Source organism: Leisingera sp. ABM4_103 (assembly GCF_056158685.1).
This window is the reverse complement of record NZ_JBSWTU010000005.1, coordinates 905,001-925,911: the sequence shown is the minus strand read 5'-3', so window position 1 is coordinate 925,911 and position 20,911 is coordinate 905,001. Positions and strand designations below refer to the sequence as shown.

General features: G+C 61.1%; 18 protein-coding genes. 14 read left to right on the top strand and 4 right to left on the bottom strand.

The genetic code is table 11. The annotated features are described in order from the left end of the window. Positions 1–8 precede the first annotated feature (8 nt). The 4 genes from cbiM to ACXAED_RS06025 are packed head-to-tail and all read left to right on the top strand — an operon-like array spanning position 9 to position 2,659. The gene (cbiM, locus tag ACXAED_RS06040; protein WP_475047730.1) at positions 9–626 is read left to right on the top strand and encodes a cobalt transporter CbiM; all 618 of its coding nucleotides are present in this window, start codon (positions 9–11) and stop codon (positions 624–626) included. Continuing rightward, positions 623–1,207 (top strand): cobalt ABC transporter permease, encoded by a 585-nt coding sequence (locus ACXAED_RS06035; protein WP_475047728.1) that lies wholly within the window; start codon positions 623–625, stop codon positions 1,205–1,207. The genes cbiM and ACXAED_RS06035 overlap by 4 nt, the downstream gene beginning before the upstream one ends. Continuing rightward, on the top strand, positions 1,204–1,992 hold the full coding sequence (cbiQ, locus tag ACXAED_RS06030; protein WP_475047726.1) for a cobalt ECF transporter T component CbiQ: 789 nt from the start codon (positions 1,204–1,206) through the stop codon (positions 1,990–1,992). Before ACXAED_RS06035 ends, cbiQ begins: the two co-directional genes overlap by 4 nt. Continuing rightward, positions 1,979–2,659 carry an energy-coupling factor ABC transporter ATP-binding protein gene (locus ACXAED_RS06025; protein ID WP_475047723.1) on the top strand — a complete coding sequence of 227 codons (681 nt, stop codon included), beginning with the start codon at positions 1,979–1,981 and terminating at the stop codon, positions 2,657–2,659. The genes cbiQ and ACXAED_RS06025 overlap by 14 nt, the downstream gene beginning before the upstream one ends. A 188-nt stretch (positions 2,660–2,847) precedes the next feature. Here ACXAED_RS06025 and ACXAED_RS06020 read toward each other — a convergent pair whose 3' ends face one another. The 3 genes from ACXAED_RS06020 to ACXAED_RS06010 are packed head-to-tail and all read right to left on the bottom strand — an operon-like array spanning position 2,848 to position 5,847. Then, on the bottom strand, positions 2,848–3,312 hold the full coding sequence (locus ACXAED_RS06020) for a hypothetical protein (protein WP_475047721.1): 465 nt from the start codon (positions 3,310–3,312) through the stop codon (positions 2,848–2,850). A 24-nt stretch (positions 3,313–3,336) separates the two neighbouring features. Beyond that, complete coding sequence (locus ACXAED_RS06015) at positions 3,337–4,044, bottom strand: hypothetical protein (RefSeq protein ID WP_475047718.1); 708 nt, start codon at positions 4,042–4,044, stop codon at positions 3,337–3,339. A 33-nt stretch (positions 4,045–4,077) separates the two neighbouring features. Beyond that, the gene (locus tag ACXAED_RS06010) at positions 4,078–5,847 is read right to left on the bottom strand and encodes a S8 family peptidase (RefSeq protein ID WP_475047715.1); all 1,770 of its coding nucleotides are present in this window, start codon (positions 5,845–5,847) and stop codon (positions 4,078–4,080) included. A 452-nt stretch (positions 5,848–6,299) separates the two neighbouring features. Between ACXAED_RS06010 and ACXAED_RS06005 the strand changes: the two genes are divergently transcribed. The 8 genes from ACXAED_RS06005 (at position 6,300) to fdhF (ending at position 16,750) form a co-directional block, all read left to right on the top strand. Next, on the top strand, positions 6,300–7,055 hold the full coding sequence (locus tag ACXAED_RS06005; RefSeq protein ID WP_475047712.1) for an amino acid ABC transporter substrate-binding protein: 756 nt from the start codon (positions 6,300–6,302) through the stop codon (positions 7,053–7,055). An 8-nt stretch (positions 7,056–7,063) separates the two neighbouring features. Continuing rightward, positions 7,064–7,738: an amino acid ABC transporter permease gene (locus ACXAED_RS06000; protein WP_475047710.1), complete on the top strand. Its 675-nt coding sequence runs from the start codon at positions 7,064–7,066 to the stop codon at positions 7,736–7,738. Next, entirely contained in the window at positions 7,735–8,484 is a 750-nt protein-coding gene (locus ACXAED_RS05995; RefSeq protein WP_475047707.1) for an amino acid ABC transporter ATP-binding protein, read from the top strand. The genes ACXAED_RS06000 and ACXAED_RS05995 overlap by 4 nt, the downstream gene beginning before the upstream one ends. Positions 8,485–8,763: 279 nt before the next feature. Next, the gene (locus ACXAED_RS05990; RefSeq protein WP_475047705.1) at positions 8,764–10,416 is read left to right on the top strand and encodes an FAD/NAD(P)-binding protein; all 1,653 of its coding nucleotides are present in this window, start codon (positions 8,764–8,766) and stop codon (positions 10,414–10,416) included. A 414-nt stretch (positions 10,417–10,830) separates the two neighbouring features. Continuing rightward, positions 10,831–11,226, top strand: coding sequence for a winged helix DNA-binding protein (locus ACXAED_RS05985; RefSeq protein WP_475047702.1), 396 nt, complete (start codon positions 10,831–10,833; stop codon positions 11,224–11,226). Positions 11,227–11,279: 53 nt separating this feature from the next. Then, a complete protein-coding gene (locus tag ACXAED_RS05980; protein ID WP_475047699.1) occupies positions 11,280–12,188 on the top strand; it encodes a LysR family transcriptional regulator in 909 nt (302 codons plus the stop codon). Positions 12,189–12,283: 95 nt separating this feature from the next. Beyond that, a complete protein-coding gene (locus ACXAED_RS05975; RefSeq protein ID WP_475047696.1) occupies positions 12,284–13,972 on the top strand; it encodes an NAD(P)H-dependent oxidoreductase subunit E in 1,689 nt (562 codons plus the stop codon). 3 nt (positions 13,973–13,975) lie between these two features. Then, positions 13,976–16,750, top strand: coding sequence for a formate dehydrogenase subunit alpha (gene fdhF, locus ACXAED_RS05970; RefSeq protein WP_475047694.1), 2,775 nt, complete (start codon positions 13,976–13,978; stop codon positions 16,748–16,750). 289 nt (positions 16,751–17,039) lie between these two features. Here the strand turns inward: fdhF and ACXAED_RS05965 are convergent, their stop codons facing one another. Then, positions 17,040–17,654, bottom strand: a complete 615-nt coding sequence (locus ACXAED_RS05965; protein ID WP_475047692.1) for a TetR/AcrR family transcriptional regulator — start codon at positions 17,652–17,654, stop codon at positions 17,040–17,042. Between the two features lie 128 nt (positions 17,655–17,782). Here ACXAED_RS05965 and ACXAED_RS05960 point away from each other — a divergent pair, with 128 nt between their 5' ends. Beyond that, entirely contained in the window at positions 17,783–19,828 is a 2,046-nt protein-coding gene (locus ACXAED_RS05960) for an oxidoreductase (protein ID WP_475047689.1), read from the top strand. A 1-nt stretch (position 19,829) separates the two neighbouring features. Further along, on the top strand, positions 19,830–20,564 hold the full coding sequence (locus ACXAED_RS05955; RefSeq protein WP_475047686.1) for an NAD(P)-binding domain-containing protein: 735 nt from the start codon (positions 19,830–19,832) through the stop codon (positions 20,562–20,564). The last annotated feature ends 347 nt before the right edge of the window (positions 20,565–20,911 follow it).

Genomic DNA, 20,911 nt, shown 5'->3' with positions numbered 1-20,911 from the left:
GCAGACCGATGCATATCGTAGACGGCGCTCTGTCAAACCCGGTAGTGATTGGCGGCGCTGTTGCTGCAGCCGGCGGTATCGCCATGGGTCTGCGCAGCCTGCCGCTGGAGCGCATTCCGGCGGCAGGGGTTCTTTCGGCCAGTTTCTTCGTGGCTTCACTGATACATGTCCCGATCGGGCCCAGTTCGGTTCACCTGATCCTGAACGGGCTGGCCGGGCTGGTTCTGGGATGGGCCGCGTTTCCGGCACTGTTTGTCGGGTTGTTGTTGCAGGCGGTGTTCTTTGGCTTTGGCGGGCTGACCGTGCTGGGCGTGAATGCCGTGAATATCGCCTTGCCCGCTGTTCTGGTGGGACTGGCTTTCCGCCCGCTGGTGGCTCGCGGCTCGCCGCTGCACGGCGCGATCTGGGGCGGTATCGGAGGCGGAGCTGCGATAGCGGCAACGACATTGGCCGTAGCCTTCTCGCTAATGCTGTCCGGCGATGAGTTCATTCTAGCCGCCAAGCTTGTCTTCTTCTCGCATATACCTGTGATGGTTATCGAAGCGCTTCTGTCAGGCGCCGCAATCTTCCTGGCCCGGCGGGTGAAACCTGAGCTGTTCTTTGACACGAAAGGCAGCCTGACGTGATCCGGTCCTGTGTTCTGATTCTTGCTCTTCTCGCACCACTGCCGGCATTGGCCCACAATGTGATCTCTGCAGTATTCCCCTCCGGCTCGGATATCGAGGGCGAGGTTGGCTTTTCCAATGGTGCAATGGCTCCGGACTTGCTGATCGAAGTCTTTGACGAAGCTGGGAGCAAGCTGGGTGAAACCAATACGGACTCCGACGGCTTTTTCCTGTTCACACCGTCGGAGCCGGTAACGCATGTGTTTCGCGGCGACCTTGGCGCTGGCCACGTTGCGGAAGTGATCATGGATGCGGCAGAGGTCGCGCAGATCCTGGGTCAAAACCCGCGCAGGCTAATGCCTGCGGCCGGCGGCACAACTGAAGCCCCCTCATCCGCCGCGGCTGCCGGCCTGTCCGGTGAGGCCCGCGCTGAGCTGGCCGCCATGATTTGCAACGAACTGCGCCCGCTCCGGCAGGAACTGACCGCGTTCAAGAACAAGTCGGACTTTCAGTCTATCCTTGGCGGCATCGGCTATATCTTTGGCTTGTTCGGGCTGGGCTTCTACATCGCCGCGCAGCGCAAGATTGGCGGCAGCTCATGACCTATGTTCTGACCGGCGCTGAAAAACCGCTCAGCGGCATCGGCGTTTTCCGCGCCAAGGTCACCACGCTTGATCCTCGGATGCGCATCGTGATGAGCGCGGCTTATGCCGTTGTCGTTGTCTCTCTCAGCAATCTCTGGGTGCTGTCGGTTGCGCTGGGCTTGTCAATGTCACTCTTGGCGTTTTCCGGTTTGCCGCCCCGGAAAACACTGAAAAGAATGGCGATGATGGACAGTTTCATCGTCTTCATGCTGGTACTGCTGCCCTTCACTGTCCCGGGAACTCCTGTCTTTTCCATTTGGGGCCTAGAGGCGAGTTGGGAGGGACTGTGGCGTGCGGTAGAAATCGCCCTCACCGCAAATGCAGTCATTCTTGCGGTCATGACGCTGGTTGGGTCCATGGAACCTGTGACGATGGGACACGCGCTGTTTGCGCTCAAAACCCCTGAACGGCTGGTGCATCTGATGATGTTCACAATCCGCTACATCGACGTCCTGCGCGAGGAATACCAGCGCCTGCGCACCTCGATGAAGCTGCGCGGATTCCGTCCCGGGACCAATTGGCACACCTACCGCAGTTATGGCTATCTGGTCGGCATGATGCTGGTGCGTGCTATCGAACGGTCGGAACGCATTCTGGCTGCGATGAAATGCCGGGGGTTCTCCGGCCGCATTATTCTGCTGGAAGACTTCCGCTTTAGCAGGGCCGACCTGTTTTTTGCCGCGGCCGTTACCGCCGCCCTTGCCGCCTTGATTTGGGCTGAGGCCATCTATGCAGCTTCTTGACTTGAATAACATTCACTTCTCCTACCCCGGACTTGATCCGGTTCTGGAAGGCGCGTCGATGCAGCTTAACGCGGGTGAACGTCTGTCGATTGTCGGGCCAAACGGCGCCGGGAAGTCGACACTCCTGAAAGTTATCATGGGGCTGCTGACCCCCACCAGAGGTACGGTCAAAGCCTTTGGCAAAACCTGCGCTGAGGAAGCGGATTTCCACGAAATGCGCCGCCGCGTCGGCTTCGTCTTCCAGGACGCTGACGACCAGCTTTTTTGCCCGACTGTGGCCGAGGATGTGGCCTTTGGCCCGCTCAACCTGGGAAAAACTAAACAGGAGGCGCTGGCCATCGTCGACAGCGTGCTGAACCGTCTGGGGCTGATGCATCTGCGCGAGCGGGTCACGCACAAGCTTTCGGGTGGTGAGAAGCGGCTGGTGACACTGGCCACGGTGCTGGCGATGGAGCCGGACGTGCTCATCCTTGATGAGCCGACCAACGCGCTGGACCCCGAAAATTACACGCGGCTGGCAGAGATCCTGGAGGGGCTGGATCAGGCGGTTCTTCTGGTCAGCCATGATCCTGAGTTCCGTGAACGGATTGCTCCGGAAGGGTATCAATTGAGTGAGCGGAAACTCACAAGGGTGCCAGGCCGCATTCCGGGCCGGGCAAGGCAGTGAGCTTGCTTGGCAGCAATTAGCCTTCCGGGGGCTGGGAACCTGGCGTGCCGGTGGGTTTTCCTTAGCGACCTGACTTGCCGCAGCCCGGATCACTCGGCCTGTTCAGCAACCCATGCTGCGTTATCTCTTGGTTGTTTCTGCGGTAGCTGATTGGGCCGGGAAGTTCCGCGGCCCAATTTGGACAGTGCTCAGTCTTCGGCTAACCAGCCGATCACTGCACCGCTGCCAAATGCGATCAGCGCCACAGTCACGGAAATCCCGATTGTTACGGGTTCGCGCTCATCAGTGGCGGGCAGGTTGAATTGATCGAGGTCGATCCCGTAGCGTTCGAACAGAGCGCGAAAAGCGGCCATGGCGTCAGGGTCGCTTTCGAGCTGCTTCTGAATCACCGGGCCATAGGCCTTGATGACGGCATCGTAATCTTGCCGCTCAAGCGCATCGGACAGCAGTTCGACGAGCCGGGCTAACAGCGCGTCGAGTGCGGCAGGATCGCCGGCGGTGCGTTCGCCGGGGCCGTGGGTCGTGCGCGGCGAGGTCGTGATCGGCGGCGGACCGAATGGGCCGCCGGGCCAGGGATCGAACGGGCCGGGAACGGGTGGAAAGGTGGGAGGAGGGAAGAAGATTGTCTTGGTCGGATCGAGTTTCGCAGACATTGCTTTTCTCCGGATCGGAATGAATTAGTCGACGTATTTTTTCCACAGCTTCTTGCCGGTGCTTCCCGTGGCGAGGCCCGCCGCAAAAAGGCCGGTGACGGCGATGAACGCAGGGACGAAGCGTTCGCCGTCGTCGGAAGAGAATTTGTCGATCAGCTTTTCGATGATGGCATTCTGGATGATGATCGGCAGGATAATGGGCAATGGCGGAAGGATGGCGCGATCGTCGTCCTCGTCGTCCTCGATCAGCTCTCCGGCCAGCCAAACACCGCCGGCAACCACCCAGGGGGCCAGAAACCAGACCGCGCGCTCATCATCGTTGGTGGAGCTCCCGGGCTCGCCGGCACCTGCGATGGCCTTGTCGATCTGCCCTTGTGCATAAGGCATCTTCTTAAGGTTCTTCAGCCAATCGGGCAGAAGAATGCACCCGCGGTCGAGATCAATCATGGAGAACGCATCAAGCGGCGGCGCCTTTGTATCGCCCAGCGACCGGCTGGACCGGTTTGCTGATGCAGTCGCGGACGAGGGCGTGCCATTTCCGGTTCCCGGCGTAGCTGGCGCGCTGTTGCTGCCTGTGCCTGAGCCCGAAGTAGCACCGGAGTTTTCCAGCATGGCGACCAATTCTGACAAAACGTCCTCGACCGAGCGTTCGCCCGATTGCGATCTTTCGCCTGAGGATGTCTTGGTTTTCGAACTGCGCTTACCGCGCGGGTCAGAATATGTGCGGGACATGAATAGACCTCCTTTTTTAAGGAACTTAAAACTTCAACTAGATATGGACGCATCGATGAGGTCTTGCGCTGCACCTGTCAGAGCAAGCACTGCGGCGTCGGTGATGTCGCCAGGATGTTCTCCTCCTTTCATGAATTGAATGATGGTTTCGAGGACGGTCTGCGCCCTTTGCCGGAACGCGATATCGCTTTTTAGCAGCGCCAGGATTATGAAACGCCGTGTGCTGAGAAATGAGATGATGGCCTGACCCGCGGAACTGGACGCAAGATAGGCGGCGGTAAAGGCGTCGATCTGTTCGATGTCGGCCAAGGCAGGGCTGTCGCGCAGCGCTTCGATAAGAGGCGAAATACCCTCAAGCGCCCGGGCCGCGTCGACCCGTCCGTACCCGTAGAACCGGCTATGACCGGTATTGTCGTATTCTCCTTCTTCAAAATCGATCTGGAGGGCGGTTGACCTCAGGATGGCGCGCACCTCGGCTCCGGTCAGCGACGGACAGACGGACAGCATAAGCGCGGCGACACCCGCCACCAGCGGCGCAGCCGAAGAGGTTCCGCCAAAGAAGCTGGTGTAGCCCCCGTTAGACGAGGTGGTGATCGACCGGAAGCCTCCGCTGCTGGGTGCGCAGACGTCGATCTCGGGGCCGAAATCGCTGTAACCGGCGCGCCTGTCGCTATCGGTAGAGGCGGCAACGGCAAGCGTCTCGGGGTGGCTCGCCCATTCATCGTCCGAGACGGCCTCATTGCCATTGCCCGCTGCCCAGACGATCACTGCGCCACGCCCTTGCCGGCCGAGTGTGATGGCTTCTTCCATTGCTGCGCGGACCACGTCGGGCAAGATCCAGGGCCGCCCATCGTAGCCAAAACTGCAAGAAATCACATCTGCGCCCTGCTGCCAGGCCCAGGAAAAGGCCTCGGCCATCCTGACGTGTTCGCTGATATCCGCCCGGCGTATTGGCATCAACCGGCAATTGGGCGCGACACCGACAACGTCGCCTGTGCCCCATCCGGCCACCGCCACACCCGCGCAGGAGGTTCCGTGGGAGGATACCGTGGGCGCTGGAACATCATCGCCATCGGCCGCGTCAAAGGGCGCCACGATTTTTCCCGGAGCCGAAAACGACGGATGAGCAAGCTCGACACCGCTGTCGATTACGCAAACGATGATTTCCGGCGAGCCGCGAGTGATACACCAAGCGGCACGTGCATTTATGTCGGCGCCAGGCAGACCGCCACCTTGGCCAGTGTTTTCAAGGTGCCATTGTTCGGTGAAGAGGGCGTTGGGTGGTGCTTCGGCACGGCGTTCGGGAACCTCTTCGATGAAATTGGGTGACGCAAAGCGCACACCGGGCTCGCCGGCCAGACTCAAAGCAAGCGCAATGCCGTCCTCTTCAGGTACTGTGATGAGCCAGCTTGGTGCCGAAAGCGGCAGCCGGCGCAGTATCTTGGCGCTATAGCCAGCCAGAACGGCCAGGGCGGTGTCTTCGGAGATGTCCGTTTCAAACCCTACCGCGACCTCACCGGTAGGCAGCAAAAGCGCGCCTGACTCGTCCAGCACCGCCGGGAAGGCGCGTTCGCCGAACACTGCCCGAAGCGAGCGCTCTGCACGGTTTTCGTCCTCTGCCCCGAGTATAGCCTCTGCCTCGCGCAGAGCGGGGATCAGGTCCTCGATCCGCCGCAGCTCTGTGGCACGTTCATCGATAAGTTCACCGTTGACGACCAATTGGAACCGGTTGCTGCCCAGCGGCACATTGCGCCACCCTGGCAGCGACACCGCGCCGCGTTCGGGATCGACGGGGACAACCATGGCTGTTCTCAGACGTTTCCCTGCGCGCAGTTTTCCTCCCGCAAAGTACTCTACCTTTACCATACGTCACTTTAGCACAGGCACTTGAGTTGCGAAAAATAGAAAGGCCGAACCACTGCCGCGGGATTGGAAAACTGCCCGAGGCCCGGGTCACACGCAGCTAACCGGCTAGGGATCGCCTGAAGCGGAGTCTTGCCGGCTCTGTCACCATGACGGGGTGGTGACGCCATTGCAGATTCCTGCACCTGGCCCTGAAGAACGGCTGCATTGGGAGGAGGATGTTCCTTGAAGCGCATGCTGCACAAAATGTTTTCGCGGGTCTCGGCTTGCCTTAGAATGCTGGTTTCCCGTTTGCTCCCCACGTCCAAGAGCTGTTTTTCATTTGACCAAATGGTTGAAACATTCTTTAGGACCCTCACTTTAGGGCGGACCAATCAGACAGGAACAGACTTATGCTAAAATCCCTTACTCTTGGCGCGTTTGCCGCCGCCGTGCTGGGTACCGCCGCCATTGCCGAGACTGAAGAGCTGCGGGTTGGCATGTCAGGAGGCTATTTCCCCTTCACCTTTGTGAAGCAGGACCAGCTGCAAGGGTTCGAAGTCGATGTGATGGACGCGGTCGGAGACGTGGCCGGTCTGGACATCATTTATGAGACCATGACTTTTTCAGGGCTGGTCGGGGCGCTGGAATCCGGAAGGATCGACACTATTGCGAACCAGATCACGATCACGCCTGAGCGCGAGGAAAAGTTCGCTTTCAGCCAGCCGTATGTGATCGACGGAGCGCAAGTTGTTGTGCGCAAGGGCAACGAAGAGGTTGGATCGGTCGAAGATCTGCGCGGCCGGTCGGTCGCGGTCAACCTCGGGTCGAATTTCGAGCAGTTGCTGCACGAGCTGCCATACGCTTCAGAGATCGACATCCGCACCTACGAGAGCAATATCGCCCAGGACACTGCGCTTGGCCGCGTCGATGCATTCGTGATGGACCGCGTGTCTTCGGTCCAGCTCATCAAAGAAAGCCCGCTGCCGCTGCAGCTGGCAGGAGCACCGTTTTCTGAGATCCGCAATGCTCTGCCTTTTGCTGATACCGAGGAAGGGCGCGAGCTGCGCGACCGTATCGATGCGGCACTGGACACGCTGCGGGCTGATGGTACTTTGACCGAAATCTCCACGAAGTGGTTCGGTTCTGACATCACTGTTGCACAATAGGATTGACGATGCGGGCGCTTGACTTCGATTACATGCTCGGGCTGGTGCCCGTCATCCTGTCCTACGTTCCGATTACCCTGGCCATGGCCGTCGCGTCCATGGTGCTGGCGCTGATCCTGGCTTCCTTCCTTGCTGTGGAACGGGTCATCAAGGTGCCGGTGCTGGACAATCTGGTTGTCCTGTTCATCAGCTTTTTTCGCGGCACCCCTCTGCTGGTACAGCTGTTTCTGTTCTATTTCGGCCTGCCGCAGCTGTTGCCCGCGCTTGCCAATATCAACGGCGTGACCGCCGCGATCATGGGGCTTACGCTTCATTTCGCCGCCTACATGGCTGAGAGCATCCGCGCCGCAATCGCCGGGGTCGACCGCAGCCAATGGGAGGCGGCGCAGTCCATCGGTATGACGCAGGTCCAGATGATGCGCCGCATCATACTCCCGCAAGCGACGCGGATCGCGGCGCCGACGCTGGTGAATTACTTCATCGATATGATTAAAGGCACGTCGCTGGCCTTTACGCTTGGGGTCACCGAAATGATGGGCGCAGCGCAGAAGGAGGCGGCTGGCAGCTTCCTCTATTTCGAAGCGTTTCTGGTTGTCGCGGTCATCTACTGGGTGATGGTCGAGGCGCTGAGCCAGGTCCAGGGCCTGCTGGAAACCCGTTTGAACAAGGCTTTTGCGCGATGATTTCTATCCGGGGACTTACCAAGTCGTTCCGCGGCGCACCGGTGCTGCGCGAGATCGACCTTGACATCGAAGACGGCGAAAAGGTCGTTGTGATCGGTCCGTCCGGCACAGGGAAATCGACTCTCTTGCGGAGCCTCAACTTCCTTGATGTGCCCGATGCGGGGCAAATCAAGGTTGGCGATCTGACCATTGATGCCGCGCGGGCGTCGAAATCCGAAATCCTGGCTCTGCGCCGCCGCACGGGATTTGTATTTCAGAACTATGCGCTCTTTGCCAACAAGACGGCGAAAGAGAACATCATGGAAGCACTCGTCACCGTCCAGAAACGGCCCCGCGCCGAGGCCGAGGAGCGCGCGCTTTCGGTGCTGCGTGAAACCGGGCTGGCAGAGAAGGCGGACAGCTACCCGGCGGCCTTGTCCGGGGGGCAGCAGCAGCGCGTGGGTATCGGCCGTGCAATGGCGCTTGGTGCAGACGTCTTGCTGTTCGACGAGCCGACGTCGGCGCTGGACCCGGAGTGGGTGGGCGAGGTGCTGGACCTGATGCGGCGGGTTGCCGAGAAAAGCCAGACCATGATTATCGTCACCCACGAGATGCAGTTCGCACGTGAAATCGCGGACCGGATCGTGTTCATGGATGGCGGCAAGATCGTCGAATCCGGCCCGCCGCGGCAGATTTTCGATGCGCCACGGGATGATCGGCTCAAGCGGTTTTTGAAACGCGTGAGCCGCGAGGAGCAATCCGGATAGGTGAAATCCGGCACGGGCGTTCTAACGGTGAGCCACATGTCCTGAGTATCTCCTGCCGGTATGCCATCGGTAAGGCCAACCGCAATTTTCGCTTGGAAACCGGCACGGTAACAAAATCCGTACCTCTGCAGGTGGCACGCGATAAAGTCCGCGCAGGGGCAAAAAGAAGTAAACTTACAGTGGGGCGCCCGGCTCAGCGGTTTTTCGCGGAAATGGCTTGCGCCGCGGGACGCTAGCGGCTCAAGGTGGCAGGGCTGTGCTGGGTAAGGGAGCGCATAAATGGGGCGAGACTTGCGCCGGGTTGCCATTGTTGGGTTCGGGCCGCGCGGCCTTGGTGCGCTGGAGGCGCTGGTGCGCCGTGCCTCTGAAGAAGGCAGGGCACTGGAGGTGGATGTTTTCGACCCCTCCAGCTATCCAGCGGCGGGCCCAAGTTTCGACCCAAGTGAAAGTGAAACTTGCCTGCTGAACCTGCCGTTGCGCAGCATCGACCTGCCGCCGCCGCCGCTGGCGCGCGGGGCAGAAAGCAGTTTCGCCGAATGGATGGGCCAGGCCGCCGGGGATGGAGAGGCGTTTCTGCCGCGGGCCAAACTCGGTGCTTACCTGAACGCCAGGTTCAATGCACTGCTCGCTGATCTGCCAGACTCAATTGCGGTGCGACATTGCGCGGCGCGGGTCACCAGGGCGGAGCGCGGTAAGGCGGGCTGGCAACTGCGTGCGCAGGGTTTGACCCGCGGCCCCTACGATAACGTGCTGCTGTCCCTAGGGCAGCCTGAAACAGCGAGCGATGAGCAGCTGTCGCGCTGGCAAGATCATGCGGACCGAAATTTATTGCCCCTAATGCCGGCCTACCCTGGGACAGACTTGATAAGTGCGGCCCAAGGCTGGGCGGGCCAGATTGTTGGTATTCGCGGCATGGCGCTTTCGGCGCTTGATGTTGTCCGCATGCTGACATTGGGTCTTGGCGGACGGTTCGAAGGTGACCGCTATATCGCGTCCGGGCGGGAACCGTCCCGGATCGTGCCTTTTTCGCTGGATGGGCATGCACCCGCCCCGAAACCCCTCAATGCATTGCTCGACGCGCGCTTTGATCCGCTGGACGAAGAGACCGCGGCATTTGAAAAAGCCATGCGTGCCGGGCTGTTTGAACAGCCTGATACCGGTCTGACACCGCTTTGCCGCGTTCTTGAGGCCGCAGCGCTGCGCATAATCCGCGCCGGTGGAAGGGCAGCGCAGCCCGCCGAGGTCCGGGAATGGCTGAAGCTGGAACGGGACCATCCGGGAAGCCAGGAAGAGCGGGGGACTCTGGACGCCCTGCGCGCAGGCATCGCCCAAGCCGAGGGGGAAGCGCCGCCCGCCATCGGCTACACGGTCGGCCAGCTTTGGCGAAAGTGGCAGCCGTTGCTGCGCCGCGTCTTTGACAGTTCCCCGGTGTCTGCCGGCACTGCGCGGGACTTTGTTGAGTTTGATGGCGGTCTCAAGCGTTATTCCTACGGGGCGCCAGTAGAAACCGCCCGTCAGCTGCAGATCCTCATTGAGATCGGGCTGGTAGATCCGCGTGCGGCAGATGATCCTGATATCACGCTCACGCCGCAGGGCTGGCGGCTGCAATCCGGCGGTCACGCGGTGACCGCCGATGTCATGATTGACGCCGTTCTGCCTCAGCCCGCGGTGGAATCTGTGACGGAGCCGCTTGTGGCAAGGCTGCGGCAAGACTTGGCATTGAACCCCCTTGGCAGCGGTTTGGGTGCAAACTGTGCACCGGACGCAGCGCTGGCCGGAGCTGACGGCGAACCGGTTGCAGGGCTCGCGCTGACAGGCAGGCTGGCACAGGGCAGCGCAATTGCCACTGACTCAATTCATGATTGTTTCGGCAGCATTTCTGACAGGTGGGCGCAGGCAGTTCTTGCTGCGGCTTCCGCGCAGCGATCCTGAACCGCGCTATTCCACTCAGCGGCTTGCAGAGCAGCGGGTGAGCAGCAGGCGGACGGTTGCACGGTTTCCGTTTGGTTAACATATTGAGTTTCCGGGTATTGAAGTCCGGAGGAATTGGCAGGATAAGTTGAGGGTAATTTGAGATGGATTTTCAAGAAGGAGCCTGCGCCTCCTTGTACCGTGCGCTTTCTGGTGCTGGGCGGGGGTGTATTGGAAACTCCTGAATTTTGATCTGCTGTTTTCTGTGCCCTTGGGGCCGCCAAAACTTTTTATCGGAGCTGTTTCTTGGATAACAGATTGGACTCATCCTCGTTTTCATACCTGACTGAAGAAACGGCTGCTGACCGGCTTCACCGGCTGGAAATCGCTGTGCAGCGAGCCGGTGAGGGCCTGATCCGGTGGCAGGCCGGGTGTATGGAACTGGCCGGAAACGTGTCTCTGGCCGGAGCTGAGATCACCTTGTTGCGTCTGATTGGCGGCGGCCGGCGGTCCAAATCAATTAAGGAGCTGGCCCGTTCTACAAACCGTGTCGATATACCCAACATTCAGTATTCCCTGCGCAAGCTGGCGGCGGCGGGGCTGACCCGCAAACAGGGAGCTGGCCGTTCGGGTGTTACTTATGACCTGACTGACGAGGGCCGTGTGCTGGTGGAGGAGCTCAATTCACTGCGAGACCGCATGCTGATGCAGGCGCTCGAAGGGCGCACTGAGCTAGCAGGGCGGTTGCAAGGAGCGGCCGAAGTGCTGGAAGAGCTGGTGGAACTCTACGGAGAAGCCGCGCAGCAGGCAGAAACGTCCGGCAAGGGCTGACATTTCAGCGGGGCCCATTGCAGGGGCCGACGGCCGCGGCGTAAGGTGCTGGCATGATCGAGCTCAAGGATCTTCAGCTGCTGACCGCTTTGGCCCGCCACCAGCATTTTGCCAAGGCAGCGGCTGATTGCGGTATGTCGCAACCGGCGTTTTCCATGCGGATCCGCAATCTGGAGGAACGGCTGGGTCTGTCCATTGTGCGCCGCGCTAACCGGTTTCAGGGGCTGACCGAAGAGGGCATGATGATCGTGCGCCGGGCGCGTTCTATCCTGGATGATGCCAAGGCCCTGGAACAAGAGATCGCAGCATCGCGCGGCGAGGTGACCGGGACGCTGGTGCTGGGGGTGGTGCCGACCGCCACCGCTTGGGCCGCGCAGCTGGTGGATCAGGTGCACCAGGCTTATCCGCGGATTTTGGCCCAGGTCGAGGTGACGACATCGCTGGCTATCCAGCAGCGCCTCTATGATGGTACAATTGATGCCGGTATTACCTACGCCGAGAGCATGGGGCGGGATCTGGTGTCAGTGCAGCCGCTGTATGAAGAGAGCTATGTGCTGCTGGCGCCCGAAGAGATGGTGGCGGACCGTGGCGGGACGATCAGCTGGGCCGAGGCCGCTGAATTGCCGCTGAGCCTGCTGGACCAGCAGATGCAGAACCGCCGTATTCTGGACCGGATATTCGCCGACCTGGAACTGAGGCCGGATATCGTGTCGGAGTCCAATGGCTTTATGGCGTCGATGGTGCTGGCGCGCGAAGGCTCCGCGGCGACAATTCTGCCGCGGGCATTGATGCAGGCCTTGGGAGAGCTGGGGGGAACCCGGGTTCTCTCGCTGATCGAGCCGGAGCAATCTCGGCCGATTTGCATTGCAACTCTGGACCGGACACCGGAATTGACCACGGTTCAGGCCTTGAAAGAGGTAATTGCGACGTTTGTGGACGAAGGGATGCCGCAAATGGCGTGATAAGCGTTGCTTATCGTGCAATCCAATTTCCAGATTTGACGATATTCATTCTTGATGGCATTTCGGAGTGAATTACGTGCTGACTGGAGGACCCCATGGCACCATTGGATGATAGCAAGGGCGTATGGAAGTCCGGCAAAGGCAAGGGCCGCAAGACGCCCAAAGGCCGCCAGGTCGACGACATCGCGCTGAGCGAGGTTCAGGAATTGCTGGGGGACCGCCCGCGCAACCGTGACCTCTTGATTGAGTTTCTGCACCTGATTCAGGACAAATACGGCTGCCTCAGCGCCGCGCATATCCGGGCGCTGGCCGAGGAGATGCGGACCGGTCAGGCAGAGATCTATGAGGTGGCCACCTTCTATGCCCATTTCGATGTGGTGAAAGAAGGCGAGACCCCGCCGCCGGCCCTGACCATCCGCGTCTGCAACTCGCTGTCCTGCGAATTGGCAGGCGCCCAGCAGCTGCAGAAGGCGCTGGAAGACGGTTTGGATGCCTCCCAGGTTCGCGTTTTACGCGCGCCGTGCATGGGCCGCTGCGACACCGCACCAGTGCTGGAAATCGGCCACAACCACATCGACCATGCGACCGTCGAGAAGGCGGAAGCGGCGATTGCGGCAGATGATACCCACGCGCACATCCCCGAGTACGAAACCTTCGCAGCCTATGAAGCAGAAGGCGGCTATGCCACGCTGAAAGACCTGCGTGTGGGCGGCGATTGGGAAGCGGTTCAAGCGGAAGTCAAAGAAGCAGGCCTGCGCGGCCTTGGCGGCGCTGGTTTTCCCTCCGGCACCAAATGGGGCTTTGTGCGCGCCAACCAAGGCTCGCGCTACCTCGCCGTGAACGGCGACGAAGGCGAGCCCGGCACCTTCAAAGACCGCTACTATCTGGAGCGCACCCCGCACGTCTTCCTCGAAGGCATGCTGATCGCCGCTTGGGCGGTCGAGGCCGAGAAAGCCTTTATCTACATGCGCGACGAATACCCGGCAGTGCTTGAGATCCTCCGCCGCGAGATCAAGGCGCTGGAAGTCGCCGGCATCGTCGAGGAAGGCTACATCGACCTGCGCCGCGGGGCAGGGGCCTATATCTGCGGTGAAGAAAGCGCGATGATCGAGTCGATCGAGGGCAAGCGCGGCGAGCCGCGCCACCGTCCGCCGTTTGTGGCGCAGGTGGGTGTCTTCGGTCGTCCGACTTTGGTCCATAATGTCGAGACCCTGTACTGGGTCGCCAAGATCTGCCGTGAAGGCCCAGAATGCCTGAACTCAGTTGAGAAGAACGGCCGCAAGGGCCTGCGCAGCTACTCGGTGTCGGGCCGGGTGAAGAACCCGGGCGTGCATCTGCTGCCCGCCGGTTCCACCATCACCGACATCATCGAAGCCTGCGGCGGCATGCTGGATGGTCACGCGTTCAAAGCGTATCAGCCGGGCGGCCCGTCCTCCGGCCTGCTGCCTGCGTCGATGAATGACATTCCGCTCGACTTCGACACGCTGCAGCCGCATGGCACCTTCATCGGGTCCGCTGCCGTGGTGGTGCTGTCCGACCAGGACTCGGCCCGTGACGCAGCGCTGAACATGCTGCGCTTCTTCGAGGACGAAAGCTGCGGCCAGTGCACCCCCTGCCGGGTGGGCTGCGAAAAAGCCGTCAAGCTGATGAGCGAGAAGAAGTGGGATCAGAGCCTGTTGGAAGAGCTGAGCACCGCAATGGTGGACGCCTCGATCTGCGGGCTGGGCCAGGCCGCGCCGAACCCGATCCGCCTGACCATGAAACATTTTCCGGATGAGGTCTGAGCCATGAGCGATAAAGTCACATTCACACTCGATGGCGAACAGGTCACGGCGGACAAGGGTCTGACCATTTGGGAAGTCGCCAACGGCCGCGGGCTGAAGATCCCGCACCTGTGCCACAAGCCGCAGCCGGGCTACCGCCCTGACGGCAACTGCCGCGCCTGCATGGTGGAGATTGAAGGCGAGCGCACGCTGGCGGCCTCCTGTATCCGCGAACCCTCCGAGGGCATGGTTGTCACCACCAACAACGCGCGCGCCGAAAATGCCCGCAAGATGGTGATGGAACTGCTGGTGGCCGACCAGCCCAAGCGGGAAGAGGCACACGACAAATCCTCCCACATGTGGGACATGGCAGAGCTGAACGGCGTCACCGAGAGCCGCTTCCCGAAGCTGGAAGAGGGTCGCATCCCGCTGCTGGACGATTCCCACGTTGCCATGAAGGTGAACCTGGACGCCTGTATCTCCTGCGGCCTGTGCGTGCGTGCCTGCCGCGAAGTGCAGGTGAACGACGTGATCGGCATGGCTGGCCGCGGCCATAACGCCTTCCCGACCTTTGATATCGCCGACCCGATGGGCCAGTCCACCTGCGTCGCATGCGGTGAGTGCGTGCAGGCCTGCCCGACCGGTGCACTGATGCCTGCCACCGTGCTGGACGAAAACCAGGTCGGCGACAGCAAGGACTATGATTCTGAAACCGAAAGCGTCTGCCCGTTCTGCGGTGTCGGCTGCAAGGTCTCGCTCAAGGTCAAGGACGGCAAAGTCAAGCATGTCGAGGGCATCAACGGCCCGGCAAACGAAGGCCGCCTGTGCGTTAAGGGCCGTTTCGGCTTTGACTACATCCACCACCCGCACCGCCTGACCAAGCCGCTGATCCGCCGCGACGACGCGCCCGCAAAAGGGCTGAACGTCGATCCGGGCAACCTGGCGACCCATTTCCGCGAAGCAACCTGGGAAGAGGCGATGGATCTGGCCGCCAAGGGCCTGATGAAGCTGCGGGATGAGAACCCGAAATCGGTTGCGGGCTTTGGCTCGGCGAAATGCACCAACGAAGAGGCCTACCTCTTCCAAAAGTTCATCCGCCAGGGTTTCAAGCACAACAACGTCGACCACTGCACCCGTCTGTGCCACGCGTCGTCTGTTGCGGCGCTGATCGAAAACGTTGGCTCCGGCGCTGTGACCGCGACCTTCAACGAGATCGAAAACGCGGATGTGGCCATTGTGATCGGCTCCAACCCGATCGAGAACCACCCGGTGGCTGCGACTTATTTCAAGCAGTTCACCAAGCGCGGCGGCAAGCTGATTGTGATGGACCCCCGCGGCGTCGGCCTGCGCCGGTTCGCCACCGAAATGGTGCAGTTCCGTCCCGGCGCGGACGTGTCGATGCTGAACGCGATTATGAGCGTGATTGTCGAGGAAGGCCTGTACGACCAGGAATACATCGACAAATACACCGAGAACTGGGAAGCGGAAAAGCAGCATCTGGCGCAGTTCACGCCTGAAAAGATGTCGGAAATCTGCGGTGTCTCGCCTGAGCAGCTGCGCAGCGTCGCGCGCATCTTTGCGGGCGGCAAGGCGGGTCTGATCTTCTGGGGCATGGGCGTTTCCCAGCACATCCACGGCACCGACAACTCGCGCTGCCTGATCTCGCTGGCGCTGATGACCGGCAACGTGGGCAAGCCGGGTGCCGGCCTGCACCCGCTGCGCGGCCAGAACAACGTGCAGGGTGCCTCCGACGCAGGCTTGATCCCGATGTTCCTGCCGGACTACCAGACCGTAACCTCGGATGATGTCCGCAAGAGCTTCACCGATGTCTGGGGCGGCGGCGACTTCTCGAACGAGAAGGGCCTGACCGTGACCGAGATCGTGGACGAGGCCTATGCCGGCAACATCAAGGGCATGTACATCCAAGGTGAAAACCCGGCGATGTCCGACCCTGATGCTGACCACGCACGCGATGCCTTTGCCAAGCTGGAACTGATGATCGTTCAGGACATCTTCCTGACCGAGACGGCGAACTATGCGGACATCATCCTGCCGGCCTCGGCGCTGTATGAAAAGAACGGCACCGTGTCCAACACCAACCGCCAGGTGCAGCGTGTGCGTCCGGCTGTTCCGCCCCCGGGCGAGGCGCGCGAGGACTGGCAGGTCACTGTCGAGCTGGCGCAGCGCATCGGTCTGCCGTGGGATTACAAGGATGTCAGCGAAGTCTTTGCGGAGATGAAGCTGAACATGAAGTCGCTGAACAACATCACCTGGGAGCGTCTGGAGACCGAGACCATCACCTACCCGTCGCTGCATGAGACCGACCCCGGTCAGGCGATTGTGTTCGGTGACGGCTTCCCGCGCCCCGAGGGCCGCGCCCGCTTCACCCCGGCATCGGTCATCCCGCCGGATGAGGCACCGGATGCGGAGTACCCGATGATCATGACCACCGGCCGCCAGCTGGAGCATTGGCACACCGGGTCGATGACCCGCCGCTCCAAGGTTCTGGACGCGGTGGAGCCGGAGGCGAACTGCTCGCTCAACCCGCGCACGCTCAAGCTGATGGGGATCGAGCCGGGTGAGATGATCCGCCTGTCCACCCGCCGCGGCTCGATCGAGATCATGGCGCGCGCCGACCGGGCGATTGCCGAGGACATGGTGTTTGTGCCTTTTGCCTATGTGGAGGCCGCCGCCAACATCCTGACCAACCCGGCGCTGGACCCTTACGGCAAGATCCCCGAGTTCAAGTTCTCGGCGGTGAAGGTCGAAAAGATTGAAGGCCAGATCGCCGCGGAATAAGGCGGTCAGGTAAGGCTGAACAGGGCGGGCGCGGAACCTTTGGTTCCGCGCCCGTGCTTTTGGTGGCGCCGCGCTGACGCGCGGCGCGGCAGTGGCAAAAAACGTTCGTCAGTTTTCAGCAGAAGCGTTGCTGATGCTATTCGCTTCGGGCGCAGCCATAAGCGATCTGCGCTGCGCGCCTTGGGCGCGGCGCTTGGCCCAACTGTCCGGCAGGCATATTGGATGCCTGGGCGGCGGGCGGGAGTACACCCATATGGCAAGAGGCGGGCACTGAAGCAGCATCCAGTGATCAGCTGTGGCGGGCCAGAAACCGGTCCAAGTCATGCTGGGCAGGCGGCTGGCCTGAGAAAACCTCGATATAGCCTGGCATCAGCGAGATCCGGTACTCGGTGCTTTCCCGAACCTGCATCGAGATATAGCCGATCTGGGTATAGATCATGGCCCGGGCGCGGATCAGCGCGTCCTGCGCATTGTACCCGAAGCGCAGGAACATCTGTTTTACTGCCTGCTCGCGACGTGCATCGGCCTTGTCCAGCCGCGCCTGCAGCCCGGCGTCATTGCGTGCCCAGTTGCGGATCGCGAGATCCAGCCGGGCATCAAACAGCTCCGGGTCAATCCAGCAGTCGAACAGGTTGAACAGCGCTTCTGCAATGGTTTCGGCATAGGCTTCGGTCCGGGCCACGAGATTGCCGGTGTTCTTTTCCTCCCAGCGGCGGATCATCGCGTCCAGCAGTGCTTCGCGGTCCTTGAAATGCCAGTAGAAACTGGTGCGCGACACAGCAAGCCGTTTGGCCAGCGGCATAACTTTGACGGCTTCCACGCCGCTTTCGGTCAGCACGTCGTATGCCGTGGCAAGCCAGTCTTCTTCACTCAGCCGCGCTCGGGAGATGTCCTGTGTGGTCATGCGTAAGCATTAGCAAGAGCCCGGCGCGGGAGCAACTTTTCCGGACAGGTGTGATCGTTAAATTGACACATGTGTCATGATGGTGTCGTATCATGGCTAGCCCAGACATCGTTCCAGGAGATTCAGCCATGTCCAAGGACCCGCTGCTGCAGCCCTATCAGCTGAAGCATCTGACGCTTCGCAACCGGATCATGACCACCAGCCATGAACCGGCCTATCCGGAAGGCGGCATGCCCAAGGAACGCTATGCCGCCTATCACGCGGAGCGTGCCAAGGCCGGAGTGGCGCTGACTATGACCGCCGGCTCGGCTGCTGTCAGCCGCGACAGCCCGCCGGTGTTCAACAATATCCTGGCCTACAAGGACGAAGTTGTGCCTTGGATCCGCAACCTGACGGATCAGGTGCATGAGCACGGCGCAGCGGTGATGATCCAGCTCACCCACCTGGGCCGCCGCACAGGCTGGCATAAGGGGGACTGGCTGCCGTCCGTCAGCTCTTCACGGCACCGCGAACCTGCGCACCGGTCCTTTCCCAAACTGGCCGAGGATTGGGACATCGCCCGCATTATTTCCGATTTCGCTGATGCAGCAGAGCGGATGAAAGAGGGCGGCATGGACGGGATCGAGCTGCAGGTCTATGGCCACTTGCTGGATCAGTTCTGGTCCCCGCTGACCAATGATCTGGACGGGCCTTACGGCGGTCAATCGCTGGACAGCCGGATGCGCATGCCGCTCGATGTCCTGCGCGCAGTCCGGGACCGCGTCGGGGAGGATTTCATCGTCGGCCTGCGGTACACCGCGGATGAGGCGCAGAAAGGCGGGATCAGCCCTGAAGAAGGGATCGAAATCTCCAAGCGCCTGGCGGACAGCGGGATGGTGGATTTCCTAAACGTGATCCGAGGACGTATCCACACCGATCCTGCGATGACCGACGTGATCCCGGTGCAGGGCATGAAGTCGGCGCCGCATCTGGATTTCGCCGGGGAAGTGAAGAGGGCCACCGGCATGCCAACATTTCACGCCGCCCGCATTCCCGATGTGGCCACTGCCCGCCATGCGGTTGCCAGCGGCCTGCTGGACATGGTTGGCATGACCCGCGCCCATATGGCGGATCCGCATGTGGTGCGGAAGATCATTGAGGGGCGGGAAGATGACATCCGCCCCTGCGTCGGCGCTACGTACTGTCTCGACCGGATCTACCAAGCCGGGGAGGCCCTGTGCATCCACAACGCCGCCACCGGGCGCGAACTCACGATGCCCCACGAAATCCCAGCGGCAGAGACGCGCAAGAAAGTGGTGATCGTCGGCGCCGGTCCCGGCGGATTGGAGGCAGCGCGGGTGGCCGCAGAGCGAGGCCATGATGTGACTGTCTTCGAAGCGGCTGCTGAACCGGGCGGCCAGGTGCGGCTGACGGCGCAAAACCCGCGCCGGGCTGAGATGATCGGCATCATCGACTGGCGCATGGCGCAATGCGCGGCCCGGGATGTTGCGTTCCGCTTCAATACTTGGGCAGAGGCGGAGGATGTGATGGCCCTGGACCCCGATGTGGTGATCGTGGCGACCGGCGGGATGCCGAATATGGCGCTGCATGAAGCCCGGGAAGACGTGCCGCATGCTGTGTCCAGCTGGGACATCATTTCTGGCGATGTGAAACCCGCAGGGCATGTCCTGATCTATGACGAAAGCGGCGATCATCCGGGGTTGATGGCGGCAGAAACCGCGGCTGGTGCTGGAGCCCGGGTAGAGGTGATGACACCCGACCGGACGTTTGCGCCTGACATTATGGGCATGAACCTTGTGCCCTATATGCGGTCCCTGCAGGACAAGGACGTAAGGTTCACTGTCGCCCGCCGCCTGCTGGGCATCAGCCGCAGCGGCAACAGGCTGACTGCCGCCATCGGCACCGACTATAGCGGTCACACCTATAGCGAAGAGTATGATCAGGTGGTGGTCAATTATGGCACGCTTCCGCTGGACGACCTGTACTTCGCGCTGAAGGATCAGTCAGCCAACCGCGGCGAAGTGGTCTATGATGCACTGATTGCAGGCCGTCCGCAGGCCGCTATGTCCAACCCGGCGGGCCGGTTCCTGCTGTTCCGGATCGGTGATGCGGTTTCCGCGCGCAACACACATGCGGCGATCTATGACGCGCTGCGGCTTATGAAGGACATCTGACATGCGCCTTGGTTTTCTCGGATGCGGCACCATTGCCTCTGCAGTGGTGCGGGGACTCGCTGGAAAGGGTCACCGGATTACGGTGTCAGAGCGCAGCCGGTCCCAATCGGCAGCATTGGCGGCGGAATTCGGCGACGTCACTGCTGCTGCCAACCAGGCGGTGGCAGATGCCAGCGAAGTTGTTTTTCTGGGTCTGATGGCAGAGGCGGCTGATGACATCCTGTCCGGGCTGGAGTTTCGCGAAGATCAGCAGGTGATCTCTTTCATGGCCGGTGCCGGTTTGGCTAGGGTCGCACAATTGGCCGCACCGGCGCGCGCGGCGGCTGTGATGATGCCCTTTCCAGGGATTGCGCAGGGCGGCTCTCCTATCATAGCTCTGGGAGACACTGGCTTGGTCTCGCAGATATTCGGTCCTGAGAACACTGTATTTGCCCTGAAGGACCAGGCAGAGCTTGATGCCTACCTGTGTGCCCAGGCAGTACTTTCGCCGGTTGCGCGCATGGTGAACGACGCCGCCGAATGGCTGGGCGGCCGGGCCGAGGACCGGCAGCAAGGAGAAGCTTTTCTGCGCATGCTGATCACCAGCAGCCTGCAGAAGTCTGGCTGTGCAGAATTGATTGAAGCCTTGAATACGCCCGGCGGCTACAACCAGCGTCTGCGCCTCCATATGGAAGACGCCGGTATTGGGCGGGATCTCGTTGCGGGTTTGGACATGCTTGAGTGCGGCAAACGGTAAAGCGATCAGGCGGCCGTTTGGCCGTCCTATTTGTTTGTGGCTCTGCCCCCTTTGTCCTTTGGCCAAATTTCCCCCGGGGTATTTCGGGCAGGAGGAAGGGGGCGGTTTGCGATTCCTGTGCGGTTGAGTTTGTGGATAAGGTCGGTGAGTCTGGGGGTAAGCTGCCTGGGGCGCGGATTTGCGGTGTCCGGGGCGGTTTGCGGTGCGGGGAGGAGGGGTGAGACAGGTCAGGGGTGCTGACTTTGTTTTATCGTAAGCCATTGATTTTGTTGTGACTGTCATTTTTCTGAGCGGATTTTGGTGATTTTCTGAATTTTGGGGTTGCGGGTTCTGGGGGCTATCCGTAA

Coding starts and splice junctions, on each gene's coding strand:
- cbiM (WP_475047730.1), top strand. CDS start 9: ATGCATATCGTAGACGGCGCTCTGTCAAACCCGGTAGTGATTGGCGGC.
- cbiQ (WP_475047726.1), top strand. CDS start 1,204: ATGACCTATGTTCTGACCGGCGCTGAAAAACCGCTCAGCGGCATCGGC.
- ACXAED_RS06025 (WP_475047723.1), top strand. CDS start 1,979: ATGCAGCTTCTTGACTTGAATAACATTCACTTCTCCTACCCCGGACTT.
- ACXAED_RS06020 (WP_475047721.1), bottom strand. CDS start 3,312: ATGTCTGCGAAACTCGATCCGACCAAGACAATCTTCTTCCCTCCTCCC.
- ACXAED_RS06015 (WP_475047718.1), bottom strand. CDS start 4,044: ATGTCCCGCACATATTCTGACCCGCGCGGTAAGCGCAGTTCGAAAACC.
- ACXAED_RS06010 (WP_475047715.1), bottom strand. CDS start 5,847: ATGGTTGTCCCCGTCGATCCCGAACGCGGCGCGGTGTCGCTGCCAGGG.
- ACXAED_RS06005 (WP_475047712.1), top strand. CDS start 6,300: ATGCTAAAATCCCTTACTCTTGGCGCGTTTGCCGCCGCCGTGCTGGGT.
- ACXAED_RS06000 (WP_475047710.1), top strand. CDS start 7,064: ATGCGGGCGCTTGACTTCGATTACATGCTCGGGCTGGTGCCCGTCATC.
- ACXAED_RS05995 (WP_475047707.1), top strand. CDS start 7,735: ATGATTTCTATCCGGGGACTTACCAAGTCGTTCCGCGGCGCACCGGTG.
- ACXAED_RS05990 (WP_475047705.1), top strand. CDS start 8,764: ATGGGGCGAGACTTGCGCCGGGTTGCCATTGTTGGGTTCGGGCCGCGC.
- ACXAED_RS05985 (WP_475047702.1), top strand. CDS start 10,831: ATGGAACTGGCCGGAAACGTGTCTCTGGCCGGAGCTGAGATCACCTTG.
- ACXAED_RS05980 (WP_475047699.1), top strand. CDS start 11,280: ATGATCGAGCTCAAGGATCTTCAGCTGCTGACCGCTTTGGCCCGCCAC.
- ACXAED_RS05975 (WP_475047696.1), top strand. CDS start 12,284: ATGGCACCATTGGATGATAGCAAGGGCGTATGGAAGTCCGGCAAAGGC.
- fdhF (WP_475047694.1), top strand. CDS start 13,976: ATGAGCGATAAAGTCACATTCACACTCGATGGCGAACAGGTCACGGCG.
- ACXAED_RS05965 (WP_475047692.1), bottom strand. CDS start 17,654: ATGACCACACAGGACATCTCCCGAGCGCGGCTGAGTGAAGAAGACTGG.
- ACXAED_RS05960 (WP_475047689.1), top strand. CDS start 17,783: ATGTCCAAGGACCCGCTGCTGCAGCCCTATCAGCTGAAGCATCTGACG.
- ACXAED_RS05955 (WP_475047686.1), top strand. CDS start 19,830: ATGCGCCTTGGTTTTCTCGGATGCGGCACCATTGCCTCTGCAGTGGTG.